Source organism: Microbulbifer sp. ARAS458-1, from assembly GCF_045348205.1.
Taxonomy (GTDB): Bacteria; Pseudomonadota; Gammaproteobacteria; order Pseudomonadales; family Cellvibrionaceae; genus Microbulbifer.
The window spans coordinates 2,812,871-2,836,402 of the sequence record NZ_CP155838.1; the positions used below are offsets into that span (position 1 = coordinate 2,812,871).

The 23,532-nt window shown below is 56.5% G+C and carries 21 protein-coding genes; 7 read left to right on the plus strand and 14 right to left on the minus strand.

Annotated features, from left to right (window positions below; all coding sequences use genetic code 11):
- Positions 1-20: 20 nt before the first annotated feature.
- The 4 genes from AAFH99_RS11640 to AAFH99_RS11655 all read left to right on the plus strand — a co-directional run bounded on the left by AAFH99_RS11640 (position 21) and on the right by AAFH99_RS11655 (position 6,371).
- On the plus strand, positions 21-2,903 hold the full coding sequence (locus AAFH99_RS11640; RefSeq protein WP_406829179.1) for an insulinase family protein: 2,883 nt from the start codon (positions 21-23) through the stop codon (positions 2,901-2,903).
- An 8-nt stretch (positions 2,904-2,911) separates the two neighbouring features.
- Complete coding sequence (cmoA, locus tag AAFH99_RS11645) at positions 2,912-3,664, plus strand: carboxy-S-adenosyl-L-methionine synthase CmoA (protein ID WP_043317900.1); 753 nt, start codon at positions 2,912-2,914, stop codon at positions 3,662-3,664.
- 51 nt (positions 3,665-3,715) lie between these two features.
- Positions 3,716-4,693 carry a tRNA 5-methoxyuridine(34)/uridine 5-oxyacetic acid(34) synthase CmoB gene (gene cmoB, locus AAFH99_RS11650; protein WP_406827814.1) on the plus strand — a complete coding sequence of 326 codons (978 nt, stop codon included), beginning with the start codon at positions 3,716-3,718 and terminating at the stop codon, positions 4,691-4,693.
- 292 nt (positions 4,694-4,985) lie between these two features.
- Entirely contained in the window at positions 4,986-6,371 is a 1,386-nt protein-coding gene (locus tag AAFH99_RS11655) for an L-serine ammonia-lyase (protein ID WP_043316006.1), read from the plus strand.
- On the opposite strand, the gene AAFH99_RS11660 is transcribed toward AAFH99_RS11655, so the two are convergent.
- From AAFH99_RS11660 to AAFH99_RS11695, 8 genes are all read right to left on the minus strand, one after another.
- A complete protein-coding gene (locus tag AAFH99_RS11660) occupies positions 6,368-7,165 on the minus strand; it encodes a class I SAM-dependent methyltransferase (RefSeq protein WP_406827815.1) in 798 nt (265 codons plus the stop codon). The two genes, AAFH99_RS11655 and AAFH99_RS11660, sit on opposite strands and share 4 nt — an antisense overlap.
- Before the next feature lie 45 nt (positions 7,166-7,210).
- Positions 7,211-7,579, minus strand: a complete 369-nt coding sequence (locus AAFH99_RS11665; RefSeq protein WP_043316001.1) for an STAS/SEC14 domain-containing protein — start codon at positions 7,577-7,579, stop codon at positions 7,211-7,213.
- Between the two features lie 96 nt (positions 7,580-7,675).
- Positions 7,676-8,146: a hypothetical protein gene (locus AAFH99_RS11670; protein WP_051686863.1), complete on the minus strand. Its 471-nt coding sequence runs from the start codon at positions 8,144-8,146 to the stop codon at positions 7,676-7,678.
- A gap of 308 nt (positions 8,147-8,454) precedes the next feature.
- Positions 8,455-8,958: a hypothetical protein gene (locus AAFH99_RS11675; RefSeq protein ID WP_406827816.1), complete on the minus strand. Its 504-nt coding sequence runs from the start codon at positions 8,956-8,958 to the stop codon at positions 8,455-8,457.
- A 79-nt stretch (positions 8,959-9,037) separates the two neighbouring features.
- A complete protein-coding gene (locus AAFH99_RS11680; protein ID WP_043315998.1) occupies positions 9,038-9,688 on the minus strand; it encodes an OmpA family protein in 651 nt (216 codons plus the stop codon).
- A 713-nt stretch (positions 9,689-10,401) separates the two neighbouring features.
- A complete protein-coding gene (locus AAFH99_RS11685) occupies positions 10,402-10,629 on the minus strand; it encodes a SlyX family protein (protein ID WP_043315996.1) in 228 nt (75 codons plus the stop codon).
- Between the two features lie 13 nt (positions 10,630-10,642).
- Positions 10,643-11,788, minus strand: coding sequence for a serine hydrolase domain-containing protein (locus tag AAFH99_RS11690; RefSeq protein WP_406827817.1), 1,146 nt, complete (start codon positions 11,786-11,788; stop codon positions 10,643-10,645).
- Between the two features lie 139 nt (positions 11,789-11,927).
- The gene (locus AAFH99_RS11695; RefSeq protein WP_043315993.1) at positions 11,928-12,791 is read right to left on the minus strand and encodes an ion transporter; all 864 of its coding nucleotides are present in this window, start codon (positions 12,789-12,791) and stop codon (positions 11,928-11,930) included.
- Between the two features lie 170 nt (positions 12,792-12,961).
- Between AAFH99_RS11695 and yciH the strand changes: the two genes are divergently transcribed.
- A complete protein-coding gene (gene yciH, locus AAFH99_RS11700) occupies positions 12,962-13,285 on the plus strand; it encodes a stress response translation initiation inhibitor YciH (protein WP_043317897.1) in 324 nt (107 codons plus the stop codon).
- Positions 13,286-13,347: 62 nt separating this feature from the next.
- Here the strand turns inward: yciH and AAFH99_RS11705 are convergent, their stop codons facing one another.
- Both AAFH99_RS11705 and AAFH99_RS11710 read right to left on the minus strand, forming a co-directional pair.
- Positions 13,348-16,002 (minus strand): hypothetical protein, encoded by a 2,655-nt coding sequence (locus tag AAFH99_RS11705; RefSeq protein WP_406827818.1) that lies wholly within the window; start codon positions 16,000-16,002, stop codon positions 13,348-13,350.
- Positions 16,003-16,286: 284 nt separating this feature from the next.
- Positions 16,287-17,822, minus strand: coding sequence for an alanine/glycine:cation symporter family protein (locus AAFH99_RS11710; RefSeq protein ID WP_406827819.1), 1,536 nt, complete (start codon positions 17,820-17,822; stop codon positions 16,287-16,289).
- Between the two features lie 260 nt (positions 17,823-18,082).
- On the opposite strand from AAFH99_RS11710, the gene AAFH99_RS11715 reads away from it, so the two are divergent.
- Complete coding sequence (locus AAFH99_RS11715; RefSeq protein ID WP_406827820.1) at positions 18,083-20,065, plus strand: S9 family peptidase; 1,983 nt, start codon at positions 18,083-18,085, stop codon at positions 20,063-20,065.
- Positions 20,065-20,571, plus strand: a complete 507-nt coding sequence (gene greB / locus AAFH99_RS11720) for a transcription elongation factor GreB (RefSeq protein ID WP_043315989.1) — start codon at positions 20,065-20,067, stop codon at positions 20,569-20,571. Before AAFH99_RS11715 ends, greB begins: the two co-directional genes overlap by 1 nt.
- A 95-nt stretch (positions 20,572-20,666) precedes the next feature.
- Here the strand turns inward: greB and AAFH99_RS11725 are convergent, their stop codons facing one another.
- From AAFH99_RS11725 to AAFH99_RS11740, 4 genes are all read right to left on the minus strand, one after another.
- Entirely contained in the window at positions 20,667-21,512 is an 846-nt protein-coding gene (locus tag AAFH99_RS11725) for a helix-turn-helix transcriptional regulator (RefSeq protein WP_406827821.1), read from the minus strand.
- Positions 21,513-21,610: 98 nt separating this feature from the next.
- Entirely contained in the window at positions 21,611-22,168 is a 558-nt protein-coding gene (locus AAFH99_RS11730; RefSeq protein WP_043315987.1) for a YbhB/YbcL family Raf kinase inhibitor-like protein, read from the minus strand.
- Between the two features lie 236 nt (positions 22,169-22,404).
- Positions 22,405-22,752, minus strand: coding sequence for an AzlD domain-containing protein (locus AAFH99_RS11735; protein ID WP_043315985.1), 348 nt, complete (start codon positions 22,750-22,752; stop codon positions 22,405-22,407).
- The gene (locus tag AAFH99_RS11740; RefSeq protein ID WP_406827822.1) at positions 22,745-23,491 is read right to left on the minus strand and encodes an AzlC family ABC transporter permease; all 747 of its coding nucleotides are present in this window, start codon (positions 23,489-23,491) and stop codon (positions 22,745-22,747) included. The genes AAFH99_RS11735 and AAFH99_RS11740 overlap by 8 nt, the downstream gene beginning before the upstream one ends.
- Positions 23,492-23,532: the final 41 nt, after the last annotated feature.

Sequence of the window (23,532 nt, forward strand, 5' to 3'; positions counted from 1 at the left end):
CACACCCCGCCTTCGAACCGATGACCAGTGCCGAGATCGAGTCCCTTGGCGTTCGCGTGGAAGAGTACCGTCACCGCCGCACCGGTGCCCAGCACCTGCATATTGCCGCGGACAACCCCGAAAATGTGTTCCTGGTAGCCCTGCGCACCGTTCCCCACGACTCGACGGGGGTGGCCCATATTCTGGAGCACACCGCCCTGTGTGGCAGCGACAAGTATCCGGTGCGCGACCCCTTCTTCATGATGATACGGCGTTCACTGAACACCTTTATGAACGCCTTCACCAGTTCCGATTGGACCGCCTACCCGTTCGCCAGCCAGAATCGCAAGGATTTCGACAACTTGCTGGATGTATATCTGGATGCCGTATTTTTCGCCAAGCTGGACCCTCTGGATTTTGCTCAGGAAGGCCACCGCCTGGAATTCGCCGAAGCAGATAATACGGACAGCGACCTGGTCTTCAAGGGCGTGGTGTTTAACGAGATGAAAGGTGCCATGAGCTCTGTCACCTCACAATTGTGGCAGAAACTCAGTAAATACCTGTTCCCCACCACCACCTACCACTACAACTCCGGTGGCGAACCCGCGGATATCCCCGACCTCAGCTACGAGCAGCTGGTGGACTTCTATCGCACCCATTACCACCCGAGCAATGCCATCTTCATGACCTTTGGTGACATCGCGGCCGCCGAGCACCAAGCAATTTTTGAAGAGAAAGCCCTGCACAAATTTGACCAACTCGACGAAATCATCAGTGTCGGCCGGGAAAAGCTCTACGTAGCACCGGTAAGGGTGGAAGAACATTACCCGCTGCCAGCCGAAGAAGGCCTGCAAGAGAAAACTCATATTGTCCTCGGCTGGCTGCTGGGTGACGTAACAGATCTCGAACAGGCACTGACCGCCCACCTGCTATCCGGCGTACTGTTGGACAACAGCGCCTCTCCGCTGATGCACCTGCTGGAAACCAGTGAACTGGGGCAGTCCCCCTCCCCCCTGTGCGGGCTCGACGACAGCCAGCGTGAACTGGTGTTCGTATGTGGCATTGAAGGCAGTGAGCGGGAGCGCGCAGACGAATTCGAGCAACAGGTTCTGAAAGTCCTTGAGGACGTTGCGGAAAATGGCGTGCCCTATGAGCAGGTTTCCTCCGCCCTACACCAGCTGGAGCTGCAGCAACGAGAAATCGGCGGCGACGGCTACCCCTACGGCCTGCAGCTAATTCTGACCGCGCTTTCAGGCGCCACCCACCGGGGTGACGCCATCGGCCTGCTCAATATCGATGCCACTCTGGAAAAACTGCGCGAGCAGATCAAAGATCCGAAGTTTATCGCCAATGCCGCGCGGGAATTATTGCTGAAGAACCAGCACCGGGTGCGACTGGTACTGGCCCCCGACCCAGATATGGCCACGCGCGCTGAACAGGCAGAGAAGAAACGCCTGGCGGACATCAAGGCTCGCCTTGGAGAGGGCGAAAAACAGCAGATCATCCAGACCGCCAAGGCTCTGGCGGAGCGCCAGTCGCGTAAGGATGACGAGTCCATACTTCCTAAAGTGGGCGTGGAAGACATCCCCCCAGAGCTGCCCCGTGTGGATGGCGAAACAATCGAAGTCAATGGCAACAAGGTCAGCCGCTACAGCGCAGGCACCAATGGGCTGGTATACCAGCAACTGGTGGCCTCCCTGCCCGACTTTACCGATGAGGAGCGCCTGCTGCTGCCCTACTACTGCCAGACCCTGAGTGAAGTCGGCCTCGGCGACAAAGACTACCTGCAGGTCCAACAATGGCAGGCGGCGGTTGCCGGTTCCCTGCATAGCTTTACCAGTCAGCGAACCGGGCTCGAGGACCTGCACAGCCAGACTGGCCATTTCATTCTGTCCGGTAAAGCACTTGCCGCCAATCAGTCCGGCCTTACGGAACTGATGCAGGCCACCATGGAGCAGGTCCGCTTTGACGAGCTGCCGCGTATTAAAGAGTTGCTGTTGCAGACCCTTGCCCGACGGGAGCAATCCGTTGTCGGGAATGGCCACGCCCTTGCCATGGCCGCAGCCAGTGCGGGATTCAACCGCGCCGCCGCCGACGGCCACGAGTTCGGCGGCCTTCAGGGACTGCGCCGACTGAAAGCACTGATCAAGAGTCTCGACAGTAGTGCGGGCCTCGAGGATCTTGCCGGCACCTTCAATGGCATTCACCAGAAAATACTCGGCGCAGAACGCCAGTTTTTGCTGATTGGCGAGGAAGACAAGCTGACGGACTTCACCAATGCCCTGACGCCGCTGACCAAGGGGAATGGGACCCATTACGGCCCTGACAAAGACGATTTTACCGCGACCCCGGTACAGGAGATGTGGGTGGCCAACAGCCAGGTAAACTTCTGTGCCAAAGCCTACCCCACCGTGCCCATGTCACACCCGGACGCGGCCGCACTGGCGGTGCTTGGCGGCTTCCTGCGCAATGGCTACCTGCACCGCACCATTCGCGAACAAGGTGGCGCCTACGGTGGTGGAGCCAGCCACGACGCCACCATCGGTGCTTTCCGCTTTTACTCGTACCGCGACCCGCGTATGGCGGAAACCCTGAACGATTTCGATGCATCCGTGGAATGGCTGTTAAACGAATCCCACAGCGATCTGCAGGTGGAAGAAGCCATTCTCGGTGTCGTGGGCGGCATGGACAAACCCGGCTCCCCCGCCGGTGAAGCCAAGAAGGCGTTCCACTCGAATCTGTATGGCCGAACCCATGAGGTGCGCCAGGCGTTTCGCCGCCGCGTAACCGAAGTTACCCTGGAAGATCTACAGCGAGTAGGCAGAACATACCTTCAGGCGGAAAAAGCCAGTACCGCGGTGGTTACCGGTAACCAGGGGCGCGACGCCGGTCTGGCGCTGAACCTGCACGAAGAAAAATTGTGAGCCACCCCGTGAGCAAGTCCGACACTAAAAAAGACGATATTTTCGCCAGCCCACTGGGGCAGGTGGCGGGGTTCACCTTTGACCAGTCCGTGGTAGAAGTCTTCCCGGATATGATTCAGCGCTCGGTACCGGGGTACACCACTATCGTAGCCATGATCGGCACCCTGGCCGAGCGCTACGCTCAAGCCGGAAGCCGCTGCTACGACCTGGGCAGCTCACTCTGTGCTGCCACCCTGGCCATGCGCCACCGGATTCCGGCGGCGAACTGCGAAATCATCGCCGTGGACAATTCCACCGCAATGATCGAGCGTGCTCGCACGGTACTGGCCGCGGACAGCGGTCAGCTTCCCGTGCAACTGGTATGCGACGACCTGCAGAACGTAGTCATTGAAAATGCCTCGGTCGTAGTGCTGAACTTCACCCTGCAGTTCATCGCGACCGAAGAGAGGGAAACCATTCTTCAGAAGATCTACGACGGGCTGCGCCCCGGTGGCGTTTTGATTCTGTCTGAGAAAGTGGCGTTTTCCGACATCGATCACCATGAACTGATGATTGACCTGCACCACTCTTTCAAGGCGGCTAATGGTTATAGCGCGCTGGAAATTGCCCAGAAGCGCAGTGCACTGGAAAATGTACTGATTCCCGAAACTCTGTACGACCACCGTACGCGCCTGAAAAGTGTCGGTTTCAAAAGTGTCGATGTGTGGTTCCAGTGCTTTAATTTCGCCTCCATGATTGCCATAAAACAGCGCGACGTCTGAGCCACTCCCCGTTAGCACGATACTGGTCGCTTCTAATATCCGATAGCCTTCATGATTGATTACACCTCACTGTACGCGGGTATCCAGCACACGCCCGAACTGCGCCCCTGGCTCACCAGACTGCCACAGCAGATCGCCGACGGGCTCAGCCCGGCGCGCTGGGGTGACCTTCCGGAATGGCGCCAGGTGCTGGACGCATTGCCAGACATTGTGCCCTCGTCTGTGGAAGTCACCTCAGAGGTCCGCATAGGGCAAGCGGGCGATGCCACGGCGGAGCAGCTCGCGGGCCTGGAAACACAACTGCGTAAACTGCACCCTTGGCGTAAAGGTCCCTGGACACTGTTCGACCTCCTAATCGACACCGAGTGGCGATCAGACTGGAAGTGGGATCGCGTAGCGCCGCACCTTCACGATCTCACAAATCGCCTGGTACTGGATGTGGGGTGCGGCAGTGGCTACCACTGCTGGAGACAGTTTGGCGCCGGTGCGCGACGCGTAATCGGTATTGATCCATCTGCGAAATTTGTTGCCCAGTTTTACGCGCTGAAGAAATACCTGGGCCAGGAAAAGCCTGTCGACGTATTGCCCTTGGGTATCGAGGCGCTGCCGCCGGGCCTGCAGGCCTTCGATACCACGCTGTCCATGGGTGTCCTGTACCACCGCCGCTCACCCCTGGATCACTTACGTGAGCTCAAAGAGACCCTGCGTCCGGGTGGCCAGCTACTTCTGGAGACGCTCGTGATCGACGGTGGGCTGGGCGAATGTCTGGTCCCGGAAGGGCGCTACGCCAAAATGCGCAATGTGTGGTTTTTCCCGAGTACTGCGACCCTGGAAAGCTGGCTGCGCAAGACCGGCTTTGTGGATGTAAAAACTGTTGATCTGGACCGCACCACACTGGAAGAACAGCGCCGCACAGACTGGATGCAATTTGAATCCCTGGAAGATTTCCTCGATCCAGAGGATCACAGCAGGACAGTGGAAGGGCACCCGGCGCCACTGCGCGCCACTCTGACCGCGACGGCTCCCTGAACACGGGAGCCCTGCCCTCGACGCCTGACCGGGCATCCCCTACCCGTCTATTTTCTGCAGCATTCTGTACCGTCGGCCGCCACAAGCCAGCCATTTGTCGCACCGGCACCCTTTCCCACCAAATATAATTTTGATTTTTCATGCCCATATTGCGGCCCAGTTTCGCTTCGGCGAACGTGTGCGCCAGCAAAGCTCAGGGCGACTTTGCGCGGACCTGAAAGCCCGATAACTACACTAATAATCAACGTTCGCGGAGTTCACCGCGAGATATGGCGAGAGAGTCACCGAACACATGAGTATCAGTGTCTTCGAACTGTTCAAAATCGGCATCGGCCCTTCCAGCTCCCACACCGTGGGCCCCATGGTAGCGGCGCGACAATTCGTGTCTGATCTGGAAGTACGCGGCGATCTGGAAAAAACCGATCGAGTGGAAGTCCACCTGTACGGCTCCTTAGCCCTCACCGGCGTTGGGCACGGCACCGATATGGCGGTATTGATGGGCCTCGAGGGCGAAGCTCCGGATAGCATAGATGTCGACAGCATTGACGGTCGTCTCACGGGTATCGACACCCATCAGCAGCTGATACTGAACGGCCAACGTGCGATTCACTTTGAACGGGCACGGGACCTGCTGTTCCACAAGGAAGAGTTCCTGCCACAACACTCCAATGGCATGACCTGCAAGGCCTATGCTGGCGATGAGTGCCTGTTCGAGCGCAGTTACTTCTCAATCGGGGGGGGATTCGTGCTATCGGAAGAGGACTTCAGCAACAAAGAGCAGATAGCAACGCTTCTTCCCTATGATTTCAGTTCCGCTGAAGAGCTGATGGCCCTGTGCGACAAACACGGCTGGACCATCGCGGAGCTCGCAATGGAGAACGAAAAAGCGTTCCGTTCTGAGCAGGAAATCAAAGATACGCTCTGGAATATCTGGGAAGTCATGGACGCCTCCATCCAGCGGGGCTGCCGCCAGAGTGGCACCCTGCCCGGAGGGCTGGGCGTGCGTCGCCGCGCCGAAGAGCACTTTCGGGAACTGTCCAAACAATCCAAGGAGGAACGCTGCCAGGGTCTTTCTATTCTCGACTGGGTGAGCCTTTTCGCCCTGGCAGTGAATGAGGAAAACGCGGCGCGCGGGCGGATAGTGACAGCGCCAACGAATGGCGCCGCGGGCGTGATTCCCGCGACCATTGCCTATTACGTAGAATTTGTCCACGACGAGGCGCAGCACGGCGATCTGAAAGATCAGGTGGTGGAATTTATGCTCACCGCCGGCGCGATCGGCATGCTGTTTAAAAAGAATGCTTCCATTTCCGCCGCGGAAGTGGGCTGCCAGGGAGAGATCGGGGTGGCCTGTTCAATGGCTTCCGCGGGGCTGGCCGCGGTTCAGGGCGGCACCAACCAGCAGATAGAAAACGCTGCAGAGATCGGGATGGAGCACAACCTCGGGTTGACTTGTGATCCCATCGGTGGCCTGGTGCAGGTGCCCTGTATTGAACGCAACACCATGGGCGCGGTGAAAGCGATCAATGCGGCGCGTCTGGCACTGCGTGGCACAGGTGCGCACATCGTGCCGCTGGATAGCGTTATTGAAACCATGCGCCAGACCGGCATTGATATGCAGAGCAAGTACAAAGAGACCTCTCTCGGCGGCCTGGCGGTAAACGCGGTCAACTGCTAAACCGGCACACCGTGCTTGGTGTAGACATCAAACCTTCCGGACTTCCCCTCAAACCGCAGGCTCGGCTTGTGATCGTCTAGATCTGGCGCGAGCCGCGGTCGCTTCACTACGGTGCGGTAATAGCACGCCTCCAAAGCCGGGCTCAGGAGTGCATCCGCATCTTCGTCACTCCCGACAATATCGTGGAAGGCGACCATCTCTTTTTTGACCTTGGCGCTTTTATCGCGACTGGGAAACATCGGGTCCAGATAAATGACCGGCACCGTTTCGGCCCCCTGCTCAGCCAACCAGGTCGCGGCGCTCTCGACTCTGGGCTCGAGGGACAGCCGACTCGCAATAGGCGCGAGCTCGGCATCGGTCTGGGCGGCAGCTTGCAGGCGCTCCAAACCGTCTTCAAGCAGCGCGTAGACCACGGGGTTACGCTCCAGCATACGGACCTCGCTGCCCAGGGAGGCGAGAACGAAAGCGTCTCGCCCCAGGCCGGCCGTGGCGTCGAGAATTTGCGGGTTAAAACCACTGCGGATTCCGACCGCTTTGGCGATCTGCTGCCCCTTGCCGCCACCGTACTTACGCCGGTGAGCGGCTGCGCCGGCTACAAAATCCACGGTTATCGGACCCGGGGCTTTACGGCCAGTGGCACAAAGCTGTAGCCGTTCACCCCGACGCAGTACAAAGGGGAAATCCTCGATAAATTTTTCCTGTACTACTCCAAGAAATGGCAAATCGAGCTGTTCGGCAAGGAATTGTGCTTGCGCCGAGATATTTTCATCTGCGGCGGTAACGGCCAGCTGCATGTTTTGGGCACACCCGAGTCATTCGTGCGGTATTGCGTGGGCAATTTACCCGGGATAGGCGAGCCATTCCAGTGCCGCCTGCTCCTCACTGCCAGGAAACGGACGCACCTCAGCGGCAACAAAGTGATTTAACAGCTGCGGCATAAAGGCCAGCAGCATGTTATCGGAGAGCACGGCAATGCGATGCAGGTGACGATGCTGATTGCGGGTGAAAACACAGTGGGACACCAGGGCGGCAAAATTCTGCCAACCCGGAAAATGACGTGCGTTGATCAGGAGGCCCTGCAGGCCGCCGTGCTCACAGATCACGGGGTCCACCTGCGCGGCCAGTGCACGAAATTCGGCGGGCTTGAGTTCCGCAACCGGCCGGATTTCCAGAATGTCGTGGTCGTGGTGCCAGCAGTGCTCGATCATGATCTGTCATAACTTCGTAACTACGCTTTAAGCGTAGAAAAGAAAAAGGCCGCGAACCAGTCGCAGCCTTCCATTACACTCAGATCAAACAGCGCATTACTGCTGGGGCTCGTCCTCACTCTTGGCTTTGTCCTTCAGGTCGTCCCACGCATCTTTGGCTTTGTCTGCCGCGTCTTCCGCGGCGTCTTTGGTTGCCTTACCGGCATCCTTAAGTGCATCACCAGCGTCATCAGCGGCATCTTTCACGACGTCGCCCGCATCATCGGCAGCATCTTTCACCGCATCACCGGCGTCACGGGCGGCATCTTTGGTGTCGTCCATCAGGCGGCTATCGGAGGATTGCGGATCAGTGGTTGTCGGTGCCACGTCGTCACTTTCCTGCGGCATGGTTGGATCACTGGATGAATCCGGCATGGTGGAGTCGCTATCCGGTGCGGGCTGGGTATCTTCGATGGCCGGCTTCTCCATCTTGTCGTAGGCATCACCCACGGAGTCGTCCGATTTCTTGGACATGAAGTAGCCGATAATCAGCAACAGAATAATCAGTGGCAAGAGTAGTTTTTTCATAGTCCCGATGACCCCTGGTCGGTTGGAATGAGAGCAAAACGATCGGGCAGATCCTGGGACCTGGCGGCAAGCACAGGCGGATTACCTGCCCCGTCGTTATCGGTTGGCGTTCATTCGGCAGCACCGAGGAAGACGACGCCAATACAGATAAGAATAATCCCCAATTGCCGCACTTCAAGGAACATTGTTCCAGCATTTAAGTATTTATGCTTATAAAGGTTCAATTCGATATTAGAGTAAATTCTATGGCCCGGAGTCCTTCACTCACAAGGGGTACCGCGCCTATGTGACTCTCCGGGGAAAACGGATCAACCTTGGTAGTATTGCTCCAGTTCAGCCAGCAAGTTTCCGGTTTCGGGATTGGCAATCGCCGCCTCGCAACTCAGCAGCTCCAGGTAGCCACGCGCATTTGTCCGCGCGAAAATCAGGTATTGTCGCCCTCTGGTCAATTTTTCCACGCAATCAGCCAGGTGCACACGAAACGCAATGTGCGCCACTGAAGCGCCCTTCCATACCCGTTGGGTAACGCCTGAGTATACGTAGCCCGTAACCGCGGTCATACCAGGCTCGGACAGCGCATGATCAATCAACCGCTGAACAGCGGTAATTTCAACGCGCGCGACCAGCTCAGCTGTTTCAAGCTGTTGCTTCAGCGGCACCGTAAGTGCGACTCCCTCCGCCCCGCCCTTTCTCGAATCGGATAACGGGTCTGCTGCCAGGGGCGAGGCGGCCAATGTGAAGGCCAGTACGGCCGCATAGCGAAACCACGCGAATCTCGTCAGGTATCGTCGGTTTAGTTTACCCCCCAACATTCCTACCTCCCTGCATCCTGATCCCGAAATATAAACAGACACAAAAAAGGGCGCCGAAGCGCCCTTACGTATTCTCGCTCTATTGCAGCGGCAACAGTTCCAGCTCTACGCGACGGTTAGCCTGACGGCCTGCGTCGGAGTCGTTGCTGGCGATGGGGTAGCGTTCACCGTAACCCACGGCCTGCACTCGACCGGCAGCAACACCACGGGTGGTAAAGAAGTTCGCAACCGACTCAGCGCGACGCTCACTCAGAGTCTGGTTGGTAACATCCGAACCAGTGCTATCGGTATGGCCGCTCACTCGGATAGCGGTTTTATCAAACTCGTTCAGTACCAATACAACAGAATCCAGAGTGCCGTAGAAATCATTGCGGATTTCATAGCGGTTGGTAGCAAAGGTAATGTTGCCCGGCATAATCAGGCGAATGTTATCGCCCTCACGCTGAACACGAACACCGGTACCTTCCAGGCGCTGACGCAGCGCCATCTCCTGGCGGTCCATGTAGTAGCCGATACCACCACCGATGGCGGCGCCACCGAGTGCGCCAGTGATCGCGCCTTTTTTACGATCGCTCTTACTGGCTGTCGCCGCGCCGATGATAGCGCCGGCTACGGCACCGGCACCTGCGCCCTTGGCGGCATTACTGGTTTTACTTTCCTGGGTGTAAGGATCCAGGGTGGTACAACCAACCAGTGAGCCCAGAGCAAGAATCGCGACCCATTTTTTCATTAAGCTTTCTCCTAACGCTTTTACTGATGACGGGTGGAATATGGAGCAGTTTGACTGTTAAAAGCTGACTGCAGGCTGAACCGTGTTCGCCATTGGCACGAAGACTATGCGGAAAGTCCCTTCTGGTCTACCGCTCAATTCCCAAATTTGGCGTGAATTTGAAAATCGCCCTGAACCTGGAATCGGGCGGAGATACAAATACTCATCGGTAAAGGCAACGCCTATCACTGCCCGATGCTTTCTTTTGTATGCACCGACGAGGCTCACACACCTTGAGCTGCACAACCGCTACGAAAGCGAACGACACTCCCGCGGTATGCCCCAGAAAAACTTCCTTCCACAAGATCTGTGGATAACTATGTGCATGAATCTGCAAAACGGTGCGAGAAACGGCGCAATCCCTAGCCCCCAGCGATTTGTGCACTTTTTACACCGATGCATTTTTTCTTTAATAATCAAACACTTAAGAGAGTTTCGAGGCTTCGCGTACTAACTGTTGGTCCATTGGCAGGCGGTTCAAAAGAGACGGTTTCGATGTGGAAAAGATTTGTCAAGGGCTGACAGGAGGGAACAAGACGAAAAATAGTAAATTTCCAGAAACTCACGTAGAAATAGGCGCAGCGCTGAGAGTGTACCGCCAGCAGATTACATTCCGGTGATGGTGCCCCCTCCCCCTGGTGGCGGCAGGAACAGTAGAGGTGTGAGGTCACCGGTTAATAATGGGGCGGCCGCTCGTCGCCGGGCTTGTCGCCCTTGTTCATTTCAAACATCAGATCCTGATATTTCTCAGACACTTCCTTCAGGCGCCCCACCAGAGCGCGCAGCTGAGCATCCTGTTGAGCGATGGTGTCATTCAGTTGGGTCAGCGTATCTTCCTGAAACGCCAGTCGCGTTTCCAACTCATCGACTCGGGCTTCCAGTTGTCGAACAGCGTCACTCATTGTATCGCTCCACTTAAAGTAAACGGTAAAGGCAATCTTTCAGCCCCACCGCCCGCTGATCCATGAAAAGGCTCTGCCCCATTCGTGAAGTGACATAGCCAAAGCCCAGCTCAGTGTGTGGGTCCGCAAAGCCCACACTTCCACCGGCGCCGGGATGACCGAAACCAGCGGCACTACCAAACGCCAGGTCTGGTGCTGAACCGGCTTTCAGGAAGCCACAACCAACTGCCACATCCGTCTGCAGAATCGCATCCCGCCCGCGGCTCTGCTCTTTCGTAGCCTCGCGCAGAATCTCGCGGCCCAGCAGTTCCGGATATTCTCTGGACAGATCCCCGTACACTGCGGCCAGATCCCGGGCACTAAAATGGCCGTTGGCCGCAGGAATGAGCGCACTCCGCCACTGCTCTCCGTTGGTTCCCATCATAAGGGTGACAGGGTTGGTGAAGGCTGTGGCTACCGGGCCCCGCCTGTCTTCCTTGATTGAGCGACCGATCGCATTGGGGCGCAATTCAGGCAAAGGTTTTTTCAGAGGGCCAACGTCGGCGATCCGGGTCGAGCGATGCCCATGGGCACCAAATCCGCCATCAAGCTGTAGCGGGTCGCCAATACCGTGAAGGTACAGCTCTCCTATGCTGGCGCCACTGGCCTTCTCGATAAGACCACCCAGTGTCCAGCCATACAGAAACGGGGAATACCCCTGCTGGCTGCCAGGCTCCCACCAGGGCGCAGTCTTTGCGACCTGAGCCAGCGCGGCATCCCAGTCATAAATCAGCGCATCTGCGACTTTTTCGCGAAACGCAATCACACCACTGCGGTGGCACAGCAGTTGCCGACCGGTAATCCCACCCTTGCCCGCCTCAGCAAACTCTGGCCAATACTCGGCAACCGGGGTATCGAGGTCCAGTTTGCCTGCTGCAACCTGCTGCAGGGCGATAAGCGCCAGGATGCCCTTGGAAGAGGAGAACACATTGGCGAGAGTGTCTTCTTCATAGGCTTCGGTACCCGCGCGGTCAGCACTGCCGGCCCATAGGGAGGCGATGGTCTCACCGTGCTGCACCGCACAAAAGGAGGCACCGACGTCGCCATGTTCACGGAAGTTGGCCGCGAAGGCATCGTATAGGGCTTCAAACCCCGGGGCGCAAAATCCCTGTATATCCATGAAAAAGAATTACCAATCGAAATAGCTGAACAGAATTCACATATAACCGGCAATACCCCGGTCAATGCCGGTTATCAAACGGGGCGCAAGGATAGCCGATCACTGCAGGGCTGTTAAGACAGGTAGAGTGATCGCCGCTCTACCGGTTTATCTGGCCCGGGTGTGAAACCCCCTCGCCCGCCGGCTCCTCGAAATCCTCCAGACGATAACCGCACTGCTTGCAGTATTCCGCATCGGCGTCATGACCAGCTTTTCCACAGTTGTGGCACCTAGCCAACTGCTTCTCACGGCCGATCTCATGGGCCAGTTCCGCGGTGACGATACCGGTCGGCACGGCAATGATGGAATAGCCGATCAGCATCGTCATGGAGGCTATGGCCTGTCCAAGCGGGGTATGTGGGGTAATGTCCCCGAAGCCGACAGTGGTGATGGTGACGATGGTCCAGTAAATGCTTTTGGGGATACTGGTAAATCCGTGCTTGGGACCTTCCACCACAAACATGATACTGCCGAAAATGACGCACAACACCAATACACTGGTGTAAAAGACAAATATCCGCCGCCTTGCCTGCCACAGTGAGCGCATCAGAATATTGGCATCGCTCAGGTAACGAACCAGTTTGAGCACCCGGAAGACCCGCAACACCCGCAGCAGGCGGATCACCATCAGATAGGTAGCACCAGTAAAGATCAGTGCAAGGTAACTGGGCAGGATAGCTAGGAGATCGACGATACCGTAAAAGCTAGTGATGTACGCCTTGCGATCCCGGGCGCAGTAGACCCGGGCCATATATTCGAGGGTAAACAGAGCAGTAAAATACCACTCCAATTGATAGAAGGCTTCCCCGTAGCGCACCCAGAGGCTTTCCACGGATGCCAACACCACCAAGATAACACTCAGCAGGATTGCCCAGATCAGGACAACATCAAAATACTTCCCCGCCGGCGTGTCAGTACCAAAAATAACTTCATTCAGCCACTTGCGGGTTCCCGTGAGAGGCATGTAATCGGGTCCTTCTCGTTTTCAGTAATAGAAAAAGTGCATTGGGTGACATTCTAGCTGACACCGGTGACACAGAATACGCCACTTTTGAAACAAGTCTCGGATCCGCTATGCTTCGCCACCAGATCAACTCCGACATCCCGCACCACGTCGACCAGCAGGAAACCGAAATGCGCGACAAGAATCGACTCGTTTACTCAACCGACCGCGGCCGTATCAAAGAGCCGGCCCAGGAGGAAAAGCGCCACCAGGGTGATGGTATCGTCCGAATCCAGCGGGAAACCAAAGGACGGAAAGGCAAAGGGGTAACCTGTGTCCGGGGGCTGGACGGCACAGACGCAGAACTGAAGCTGTTGCTCGCGGAACTGAAAAAACGGTGTGGCTGTGGTGGTGCCCTGAAAGACGGGGTCATCGAGATCCAGGGCGATAAGCGCGAAGAGATTAAGGCGGTGCTCGAAGGGAAGCAGTTGAAGGTAAAACTGGCTGGCGGCTGACCGCCAAATCATCGAGCACGAGCGGGAGAAACCCGCAACTGCCCGTCGTGCCCAACATCAACTCAGATACTGGCAAGCCGTAAAGGTTTGACTTTCAGCCGCTCCTCTTCAGTAAGGCAAAGCGCCAGCAACTGCGCCAGCTTTGCCTGATACGCATCCATCACCGCAGCACTGGCAGACTTGCCACGCAGCTCCAGAGCCTGCAATGCACCGGTCACATCACCGCTACGGGCTGATGGTGGAATCGCGGCTTCGCCCTGGCCGCAGGAGGTCAACTTCTCCAATTGCACTGCGCTCAGCGGCACCCGCCTCGCTTTTACGACCTCTTCTATTTGGCGAATTTGCTGGCTGATAAGCTGCGGGTATTTCTGTAGCAAAGGGGCCGGCAGTTCCTGCTCAGGTGCGCGCTCGATCAGCTCGCACACAACATCACTGTAGCGGTTGAGTGCGGCCAACGGCTCGCTCAGCGCGTCAAATTTACGCAAGTGCGCAATGGCCTCCTGTGCCTTACTCCGATCCGGCCCGGGCATACTTGCCATGGCCCGCTCTATCCTCTGATAAAACATACTATGCAACTGCTCGCGCTGCTGCAGACACTCCTTGACCCGCACCCGGTTGTCCTGGCGCGATTCATCCGTCGCCGCCGGCGTGGTGCCGCTCAGACCGTAGCTACGGGGATCCACCCGAACATTCGCACGCACCAGCGCCGCCCCAATCTGTAATCGCGCCCCCTTGAGCTGCAGCTGCGCAATCCGCTGTTCCAGGTCCTGCAAATCCACCAGGCGACCACGCAACCAGTCGATGGAAGCCTGCAGATCCAATTCTTTTAGCTCTTCGTTCCGCGGCGGGTGGAGATGGAGAAAATCTCGCGGAATCGCGCGGTTGAAGTAGCGGGTCAATACCTGCTGGGCAGCCTCGCTGTTCTTGTCAGTCTCCAACAGCGCGCGATTATCCACCGGACGACAGCTGTCGTCGTGCCCTACCCGGCTCACCCGCGCAGAAAGCTCGACAAAATCCGTAAACAGCTTCTGCAGAGAAAAGTCCTGCCGCTGTAATTGCGGCCGTAACTGCCGCTCTTCCACCGCACCAATACGCTGGTGACCGGCGGGTTCACCCTGCGACCAGCAGTCGGTTTCTTCCGCCATCGCAGCATCAATACCCTTCAGGGTCTGCGCGTCCATATTGTTGTATAACCACCGCACCGCCAGCGGCACATTCGCCAGGCGTTTACCCAGCGCCTGGGCCTCGCGATTGATTTCGCCACATACCAGATCGGCGTGTACCAGGCGATTCCAGCGCTCGGCAAATCCGTGAAAGGCATCCGAACCGATCATCTGTCCCGCTGCGCTATCCGCCTGCGCTTCGAGGCGCTCGGCCAATGGGCCGCTCAACCGCTGGTGCGCGACCTGCAGCCGATCGATTACCGGTACCAGCGGACGCCCGCATATTGCCAAAAGTCTGTGCAGGGGCTTTAACATGGCGGTAACCTCTGCATCCGTTCCACATATCGTCTGGTCTCGCTCCAGTGCATCCTGCATCCACTGCAGACGTTCGGAAGTGCCAATTGCAATCGCCTGTGCAGCCCTCAACCACCGGCCCCGATGGTTGCACATGGCTCTGGCCATCAACGCGAGTACATCGCCACCATCCAGAGCGGCCACAGCACTGAGACCCAGCGACAGTTTTGGCGGGGAAAACGGTTCCCGAAGCACCCGGATGTCGCCACCCGCCGTTACCAGAACCTCGGTGGTCACAATGCCATTGACGGAAGTAAGGTTCCTGGGCCCTTTCTGCTTACCCGCCACGCTGATACCACACGTCTCACCCATCACTTCCAGCAGCAGGAAAAAGCCCGGTGCCTCCCGCTTCGTAAGCCGCACCGCGTCAAGGTCCCCTGCCACGCCGGCACTCAGATGGGAACGCCTTGGGAACAGATACGGGTGCAGTACCAACACACCGCAAAAGCCCACCAGTAACACCGTTACACCACTCCCGAGCAGCGTAGCGGCGCCAAACTCTCCGTCGAGTACCGCCGCAGGCAACGCCCAGAGCGCACCCGCGAGCTGATACAGGCACAGAGCCATCAGCGCGATAAAACCCGCGGGAACTGTTGCTGCCGGCAACAACTGCCCCATCAGTGTCATTCGCGCCGATAGTGTCGGCGCGCCCGGGTTGGGTTCAGGATGAAACAACGCCCGAAGCTGGGCGCGAAGGGCGCCGTCCTGCGGTTTGGATTCATGCACCGCATTACCGGGGCCGGACTGCTGGCTGCTGGCTGTTTCCGCTTGGCTCAGCTTGCCCGGACTTTTGGTTTTGCCAGTGCGGAAGCGCTTTTGTGGGGAAAAGGCAGCCGGTGTGGAGGGAACTGCTTCCAGTGTGGGCTTTGTAGCGGACGCCTTGTGATCTACAGGATTTACCGATGAATTTTCCGGGTCCTGCGCGTTCGGGGTCGCCACAGGCTGGGCTTTGCGCTCCTGCCGCTGCCGGGCGAACTTCAGGCGCGCAAGGATGGCACGGTTGTCGAAAGTCCCCGCGGGGTGCACTTCTATTTTCAGACCAAGTTGCTGCAACTGGGTCCGGAACTGAACCACCTGACCCGCGGTCAACTGGTCCTTGATCACCCACCCCTTCAGAAAGAGCTTTCGCGCCTGCTCAGCGCTGATGGAGAATGCCGCCACCAGCTGCTGCAGCACTTCCTTGGGTGGTTTAGAGCGCAATGTCTTTCCGGCGGATATGATCTGGAATCGGTCCTGATTCCTTCCCTGCGCATTAGCGGGTAACCGATTGTGAATCCTTGCCTGGCCTGCCATCTGTTCCTCGTCGCCCCCGCGGGCAGATGTCCGTAGATAGCGCGCAGGGTACGGGATTAGAAGCCATGGGAGTGGGGACTGGTTCTCACTGGAATTTTCGCCGAAGTTCGATGGGCAATTTCCCCAATCAGATCGCAGAAGAGAGGCCAACGAATTCCCAGTTGAAACCTCGCTCCGGTCACGTTTCCCCATCAGTCACCGTTTCCGGTGGCGCCGCGTTTTACGGGGCCTCGCGAATGACTGCTCTCCGGGGTTTCCGGCGGGGTCCAGACCGAATGATCTACCCCCGGAATATCGTGGCGTCGCGCGTCAAACACCGGCTCCTCGATTCCTTGACTGCGCTGCTCTTCGTAGTCAGAAAACACCTTGAGTGCGGCACCCGACAACAGCAGAATTGCCAGCAGGTTCGCAGACGCCATAAATCCCATGGACATATCGGCCATATTCCACAGCAAGGCAAAGTTTCCGGAACTTCCTGTGTAGGCCACCCATGCGCCGAACAAGATAAAACAGATATAAAGAACCCGGTAACAGAATATCGATGTGCGGGTGTGCCACAGATAAAAAATATTGGTTTCCGCGTAATAGTAATTGGCAATAATGGAAGTGAACGCGAAAAACAGGAGCGCAACTGCGACGAAGCTATTACCCCAGGGGCCGAGCACGCTGGCCAGTGCCGATTGAGTGAGCGTAACGCCCTCGACCGCACCGTTCAACTCCACATCACTGAGTAGAATGATCGCCGCTGTCGCAGTGCAGATCATCATGGTATCCAGAAATACCGAAGCCATCTGCACGTAGCCCTGCACCACAGGGTGTTTCACATCCGCCGCCGCTCCCACATTCGGTGAAGAGCCCATCCCCGCCTCATTGGAAAACAGACCGCGCTTGATGCCATTGGCGACCACCGCCCCGAAAGCGCCGGCACCGGCCTCCTGAGCGCCAAACGCATTCCCTAGAATTGCGCCGAATACATCTGGCAGGCGATCGATATTCATCGCCACAATCACAATGGCAATCACGATATAAAAGAGCGCCATAATGGGCACCACGATTCCCGCGAAACGGCCGATGGTATGAATACCACCAAACACAATCATCCCTGCCAGAATCGCAATCACTGCACCGATCAACAGCGGACTGATCCCCCAGGCCGCGTTGATTGCATCGGCCATTGCATTCGCCTGCACCGCGTTAAAGAAAAAGCCAAAACAGATCACGAGAAAAATGGAGAACACTACGGAAAGCCATTTCCATTTCTTTCCCAACCCCTTGTCGATATAGTAAGCCGGCCCGCCGCGAAAAGTGCCGTGCTCGTCGCCAGGCTCCTTGAACGTCTGCGCCAAGGTATTTTCGATGAGACTCGTGGCCATACCGACAAGTGCGACCATCCACATCCAGAAAACTGCACCTGGTCCGCCCGCAGTAATAGCCACGGCCACCCCGGCGATATTTCCGGTTCCCACCCGTGCGGCCGCACTGGTAGCGAACGCCTCGAAAGACGATACGCAGTCGTCGCGTTCCTTACGAAAGCTGCGCGCCATGACACGCAACATATGCCCAAAGGCGCGGATCTGCACAAAGCCCGTACGCACAGTAAAGTAAATACCCGCCGGTAGCAGTACGGCAATCAGAATGCCCAGCCACCAGAAACCGCCCAGCCCACCCCAGGTGATCTGGTTTCCTGCGCTGACAACGGAGCCGAATAAATCCAGAAGGGTCTGCATGACAATCCTTTTGACTGATATTGCCAATATGGGTTGCGTGGGCGCGGCACTCGGCAACAGACGAAAACTTTTCCTATAAATCCAGTAAAGTTCAGCACTCGGAAAGCGCCAGCTGCACTGCGGCCAGTGATCCCCAGAGCACTCAGCGGGGTTGATCCGCGACTTGTTACCCTCCCGCGGTGACGTACAATGCATCCGATCCGGCCGAGACTTCCGGTCGCCCAAATATCAGGTACGTAACAGGGGTCCAGCAAACCGTCATGTCGTCCAACACTTCGTCATCAACGTCATCCACCGCAACCCAGTCTGCACCCTACGGCAGCTGGAAGTCCCCGATAACCCCGGATCTACTCACAGCGGGGAATGTGCGCCTCAGCGACGCACGCCTGCTGGATGGAAAAGCGTACTGGTTGGAATCGCGTCCCGCAGAAAAGGGGCGCTCGGTGCTTGTGGAATGCGACATCAGCAACCCCACACAGCCCCAGGCTCGAGACGTCATCCCCGCCCCGCTGAGTATCCGCTCAAAGGCCCATGAATATGGTGGCGGCGCTTACACCGTGACCGGCGGCAAGGTGTACTTCGTTCTGGCGGCAGATCAGCGAATCTACCAGATGGCACTCGATGGCCAGACACCGGAACCGATAACCCCAGAGGGCCCGTTTCACTACGCCGACCTGCAACTGGATCCTCACCGCAACCGTTTGATCTGCGTTCTGGAAGATGGATCTGCCCCGAATCAGGAGCCCGTGGCACGGCTGGTCGCCATTGATCTGGAAGGCAGTGAATACCGGCAAACGGTACTCGCTCAAGGTGCAGACTTTTACGCCACTCCAAGCCTAAGCCCCGATGGTAGACAATTGAGCTTTCTTCAATGGCACCACCCAGATATGCCCTGGGATGCGACCGAGCTGATGCTCATGGAGCTCGACGCCGATGGCAGTGCTGGCAGCACCAAAAAAATCGCCGGAGGGGCCGGCGAATCCATCTTCCAACCGCAATGGTCACCTGCTGGAGATCTCTACTACGTTTCTGACAAAAACGACTGGTGGAATATTTACTGGACAGGTAACGATGCCCCACTCTGGGAGAAAGCGGCGGAGTTCGCAACACCGCAATGGGTGTTTGGCATGTCCACTTACGGTTTCCTGGATCGCGACACCATCTTCTGCACCTTCACGGATAATGGACGCTGGCAACTTGCGTGCCTTGATCTCAAACGCGGGAGACACACACTGCTGGAACACCCTGGGTGCGACTTCGAAAGCATTCGCTGTGCCAAGAACAACGCCGTGTTTATCGGCAGCAGCGCAACCGACTTCCCCGCGATCCACCTTTATGCCGGTGACACTGGTCAGTTCCAGACCCTGGCCAGCAGCAGTTCGATCGCAGTGGACAGCCATTATTTTTCACCAGCACAATCTGTCAGTTTTGAAAAGGACGGCCGGGAAGTACACGGTTTTTACTACCCCCCGCACAACCCGAACTATCACAACCTCACCGACGAAAAACCGCCGCTCATCGTTTTTGGGCATGGCGGCCCTACGGGTGCAACCTCCGCGGGGCTCAATCTAAAAGTGCAATACTGGACCAGCCGCGGCTTCGGTATCCTGGATGTCAACTACTCCGGCAGTACCGGCTATGGTCGCGCCTACCGCGATCGTCTCGCCAACAATTGGGGAGTTCTTGATGTCGAGGACGTCTGTGCCGGCGCGGAATATCTTGTGGAACAGGGATTGGCAGATCCCGAACGTCTGCTGATCAAAGGGGGCAGTGCAGGCGGCTATACGGTGCTGGCCGCCCTCACCTTCCACAATACATTTTCCGCGGGCGCGAGCCACTACGGCATTGGTGATCTCACGACTCTCGCACAGGACACACACAAATTTGAATCCCGTTATCTGGACAAGCTGGTGGGCCCCTGGCCTGACGCTGAGAATATTTACCGGCAACGCTCGCCGATCAACCACATTGAACAATTGGATTGCCCGGTGATCTTTTTCCAGGGAATGGAAGACAAGGTAGTACCGCCCAACCAGGCGGAAACCATGGTGACCGCCCTGCGCGAGCGACATATCCCCGTGGCTTACATCACATTCGAGGACGAGGGCCACGGATTCCGATCTGCGAGCAGTATTAAGATGGCACTGGAAGGTGAACTGGAGTTTTACAGCCGCATCTTTGAATTCCCGCTGCCACAACCGGGCCCGGGCATCACCATCCACAACCTCGAGGGTACCCGATAATGGGCCGTTGGCGGCCACCGCGGCCACGGGGCTCCCGGTATATCACCCCGGACGGTGCTGCACGTATGCGCGCAGAGGTAAAGCAACTCTGGGAGGTCGAGCGCCCGCGAGTCACCCAGGCCGTGAGTGATGCGGCGAAACTCGGTGACCGCAGCGAAAACGCCGATTACATCTACGGCAAAAAAAGACTACGGGAAATTGACAGCCGGGTGCGCTTTCTTACCAAGCGACTCGAGGAAATCACCGTGGTCGACCGCATTCCCGATGACCGGGATAAAGTGTTCTTTGGCGCTTGGGTCACATTGGAAGACGAGGATGGCAATACAACGAAATATCGCATTGTCGGCCCGGACGAATTCAACGTTAAGGAGGGGTTGATCTCGATGGACTCTCCTGTGGCGCGTGCATTGCTGGGAAAGCGGATCGATGATGAGGTGGAAATACAACAATTTGAAAACTGGATAACTTATTATATTTCGTCTATCGAATACCCAGGAAGCGAGTAATTGGGGTAGAACATGACAATCGGCCAAATTAAAATGAGCGCCGTGAAAAACAGGAGGGGGCACTTGAGATTCGGTAGAATCGCGAAACTTTTGCCCTAGCCTATCTTTCGGGTCTTTCTTAGCTCGCTCGGTGTGACCCCAAACAACAATTTAAATTGGTCGGTAAAGCGAGATTGTGATCGGTACCCGCAACGTTCGGCAATCACCCCAATTGGCTCAATGGTACTTTGTACCAAATGCAAGCCGAATCCAAGCTTGGTTCTGTTCTTAATATCCTGAAAACTGGATTTCTCGACCTTCAACTTACGGCGGAAAGTCGATTCACTCATACACAATATGTCGCAAAGTCGATCAAGGCTCCAGTCTTCCGAGATGTCTCGACTGATAATTTCAAATACTTGGTGGCTCAAACTCGGTGGCTCGGCTACCGCGCCCACCTCTTCATAGCCAGACAAATAGATCAAGTTCAGTAATTCTTGCTTGCGAAACTTTAGAGCTTCCCGCTGCACCTGGGTGGAGATTTCTATTAATTGACCGAGAGCAAGGCTTAGTGAAGGGCTGATCTCACCCTTAAAATACTTTTTAGCGTTATTCGGTTTGCGCCTGAACTGACTGAAATCAGAATAATCAAACTCCAGTAGCACTGCAAAATACTCGTCATCGCTACTTGGGATGTTTCTCATATCCACATCAGGACTATTGGAAAGGAATACAAAGCTTCCTGAAGGGCAGGCCTGCTTCTCCCTTCCCAACAGTTTGGTTCCACCAAGAACAAAGATAAGAAGCGGCTTAATAACAGGAACATTGGCCAAACGCTGTTCCTTGACCGAAGAATAGACAGAAAACGGAAGGTCACCGCTACGGGAAACAGCTCTTAATGCCATTTCTTTCAGTTTCTCGTACGAGAGAGGTCCTTGGTCCGTTAAATTCCCTGAATCCACCACGCTTCCTGTCCGATCCTTTAGATACTCGCCATTCTATACGCACACGTTCGTGGACAGTATGAAAATCCGTCGTTTGGCTACAGTATATCGCCCAGTTATTTACGCTCGTAAAGAGCCTCTATTTTCGTAGAGCCCAGTGAATGCGCCTTAACCATGTAACCAGCAAGGGCTCCAGAGGCACCCTCAGGAAGGGTCAGTTTTTTCGATAGTGCGTACAGCGTAAACTGATATCGATGCGCTCCATGGCCCTGTGGTGGGCAGGCACCTCCAAACCCTTTTACTCCGTAATCATTGATGATACTAACGCTACCCTCAGGCACAACATTCTTGGCTGGATCACCAGCTCCGGCCGGTAGACTGTTTACTGAAGCCGGAATATTAATCAACTGCCAATGCCACCACCCGCTTCCGGTCGGCGCGTCCGGGTCGAAGACCATCAGCGCAAACGCTTCGGTGTCCTCTGGCGCGCCGGCCCAAGAAAGCTGTGGTGACTGATTATCACCATTACAACCAAACCCCTGGAATTCATGCTGACTCTTCATGAATTGACCATCAGTGATATCGCTACTGCTCAGGGTGAATGTTTCCGCGTTCACCGAACACATTCCGAAAGTGATCAGCGGAAAAGCCAGATTGAGTGCAAAAGTTCGCATAGCTATTCATCCAAGTTGTGTTTGAAAGTCGAATTTTAGACTTTTACTGACTTAGAATTAGCCTCAAAACCTCCAACCTTTCGCCCTTATCCGTCAACAGTGCAACAACGCAAGACTAAAGCCGAATACTTTACGAAATCGCTTGGGCAGTATTTTCGGGGGCACTTTCGGTAGTAGAAACCAGCAGTTTGCCCGTGATGACGTCGGAACAGATACAAAACCCGGTAAGTTCCAGCTTAGAAACTGGAACTTACCAGCAATACGATACTGCCATACGCCGCGACGCCAGCAAACACCGGCCAACCCAGAGAGTGGGTATACCGCCACACAATATAGGTCGCCAGCATACCGATGCCTGTTGCCCACCAGCTGAGCGCGTTGATTTTAGGCGGTACTAGTGATACACCAAACATTGCCGCAATCATCAGCGGTCCGAGCACCGTCAACCAGGACGGCATCGCATCCAGCGAATTGGCAGACTGCTTGCGAATCAGGTGTCGGCGCATCCACAGCAATGGCAATGCGCGCATCATCAGGGTACCCAGGGCAGTCACCAGCAGAGCGCCCCAGAGTTCGCTATCCATTTTTCGCCTCGCTTGTGCTGTTTAGCCGATTGCGCACCAGTATATCCAGACCGTAATACACCAGAGCACCGCATACGGCCGCAATAGGTATGGCCGCGTTTTTAAATCCATAGAGGGCGATGAGAAGGGCGCTCGATATGGTGGCGGCCAGCGTCAGTGCCCAGTGTCGCGAGGCGAACCTGGGTGCGAGCAGCACAAGAAAGAGCGCCGGCAAAGCAAATGGCATCACTTCGCCCACCAGTGGCCAGCGCTGCGTCAGTTCCATCCCCGCAACCGCGCCGATGGCAGTCCCTCCAATCCAGCTGAACCACGCCACCACCGCCACACCGATATACCAGCCCATACGGTGTCGTGCCTCTAGCTGGGGAAGGCGAACGTGGGAAAGTGCAAAGATCTGATCGGTAAGTCCGTGCATCAGCCATGGCCACCAGCGACTACCGCTGAGCCAGGGCGCAATATTCGGCCCGTACACCAGGTGTCGGGCATTAATCAACAGAGTCATCACTACCACCAGCCACAACGGAGCACCGGCAGCTACCATGGCGACAAACAGAAACTGGGACGCTCCGGCGTAAACCACGGTCGATATCAACACCGCCTCCCAAGCTGAAAAACCGGACTGTACCGCGATCAGACCGAAGGAAATCGCTACTGGAATATAGCCACCCAGTAACGGAATGCCCTCACGTGCACCCGTTATCCATGCAGAGTGGATACCGGGCTTTGCAGGCGAACTCACAACTACCAATCCTCTGCCCCGGTGGGGCGAATACATAAAAT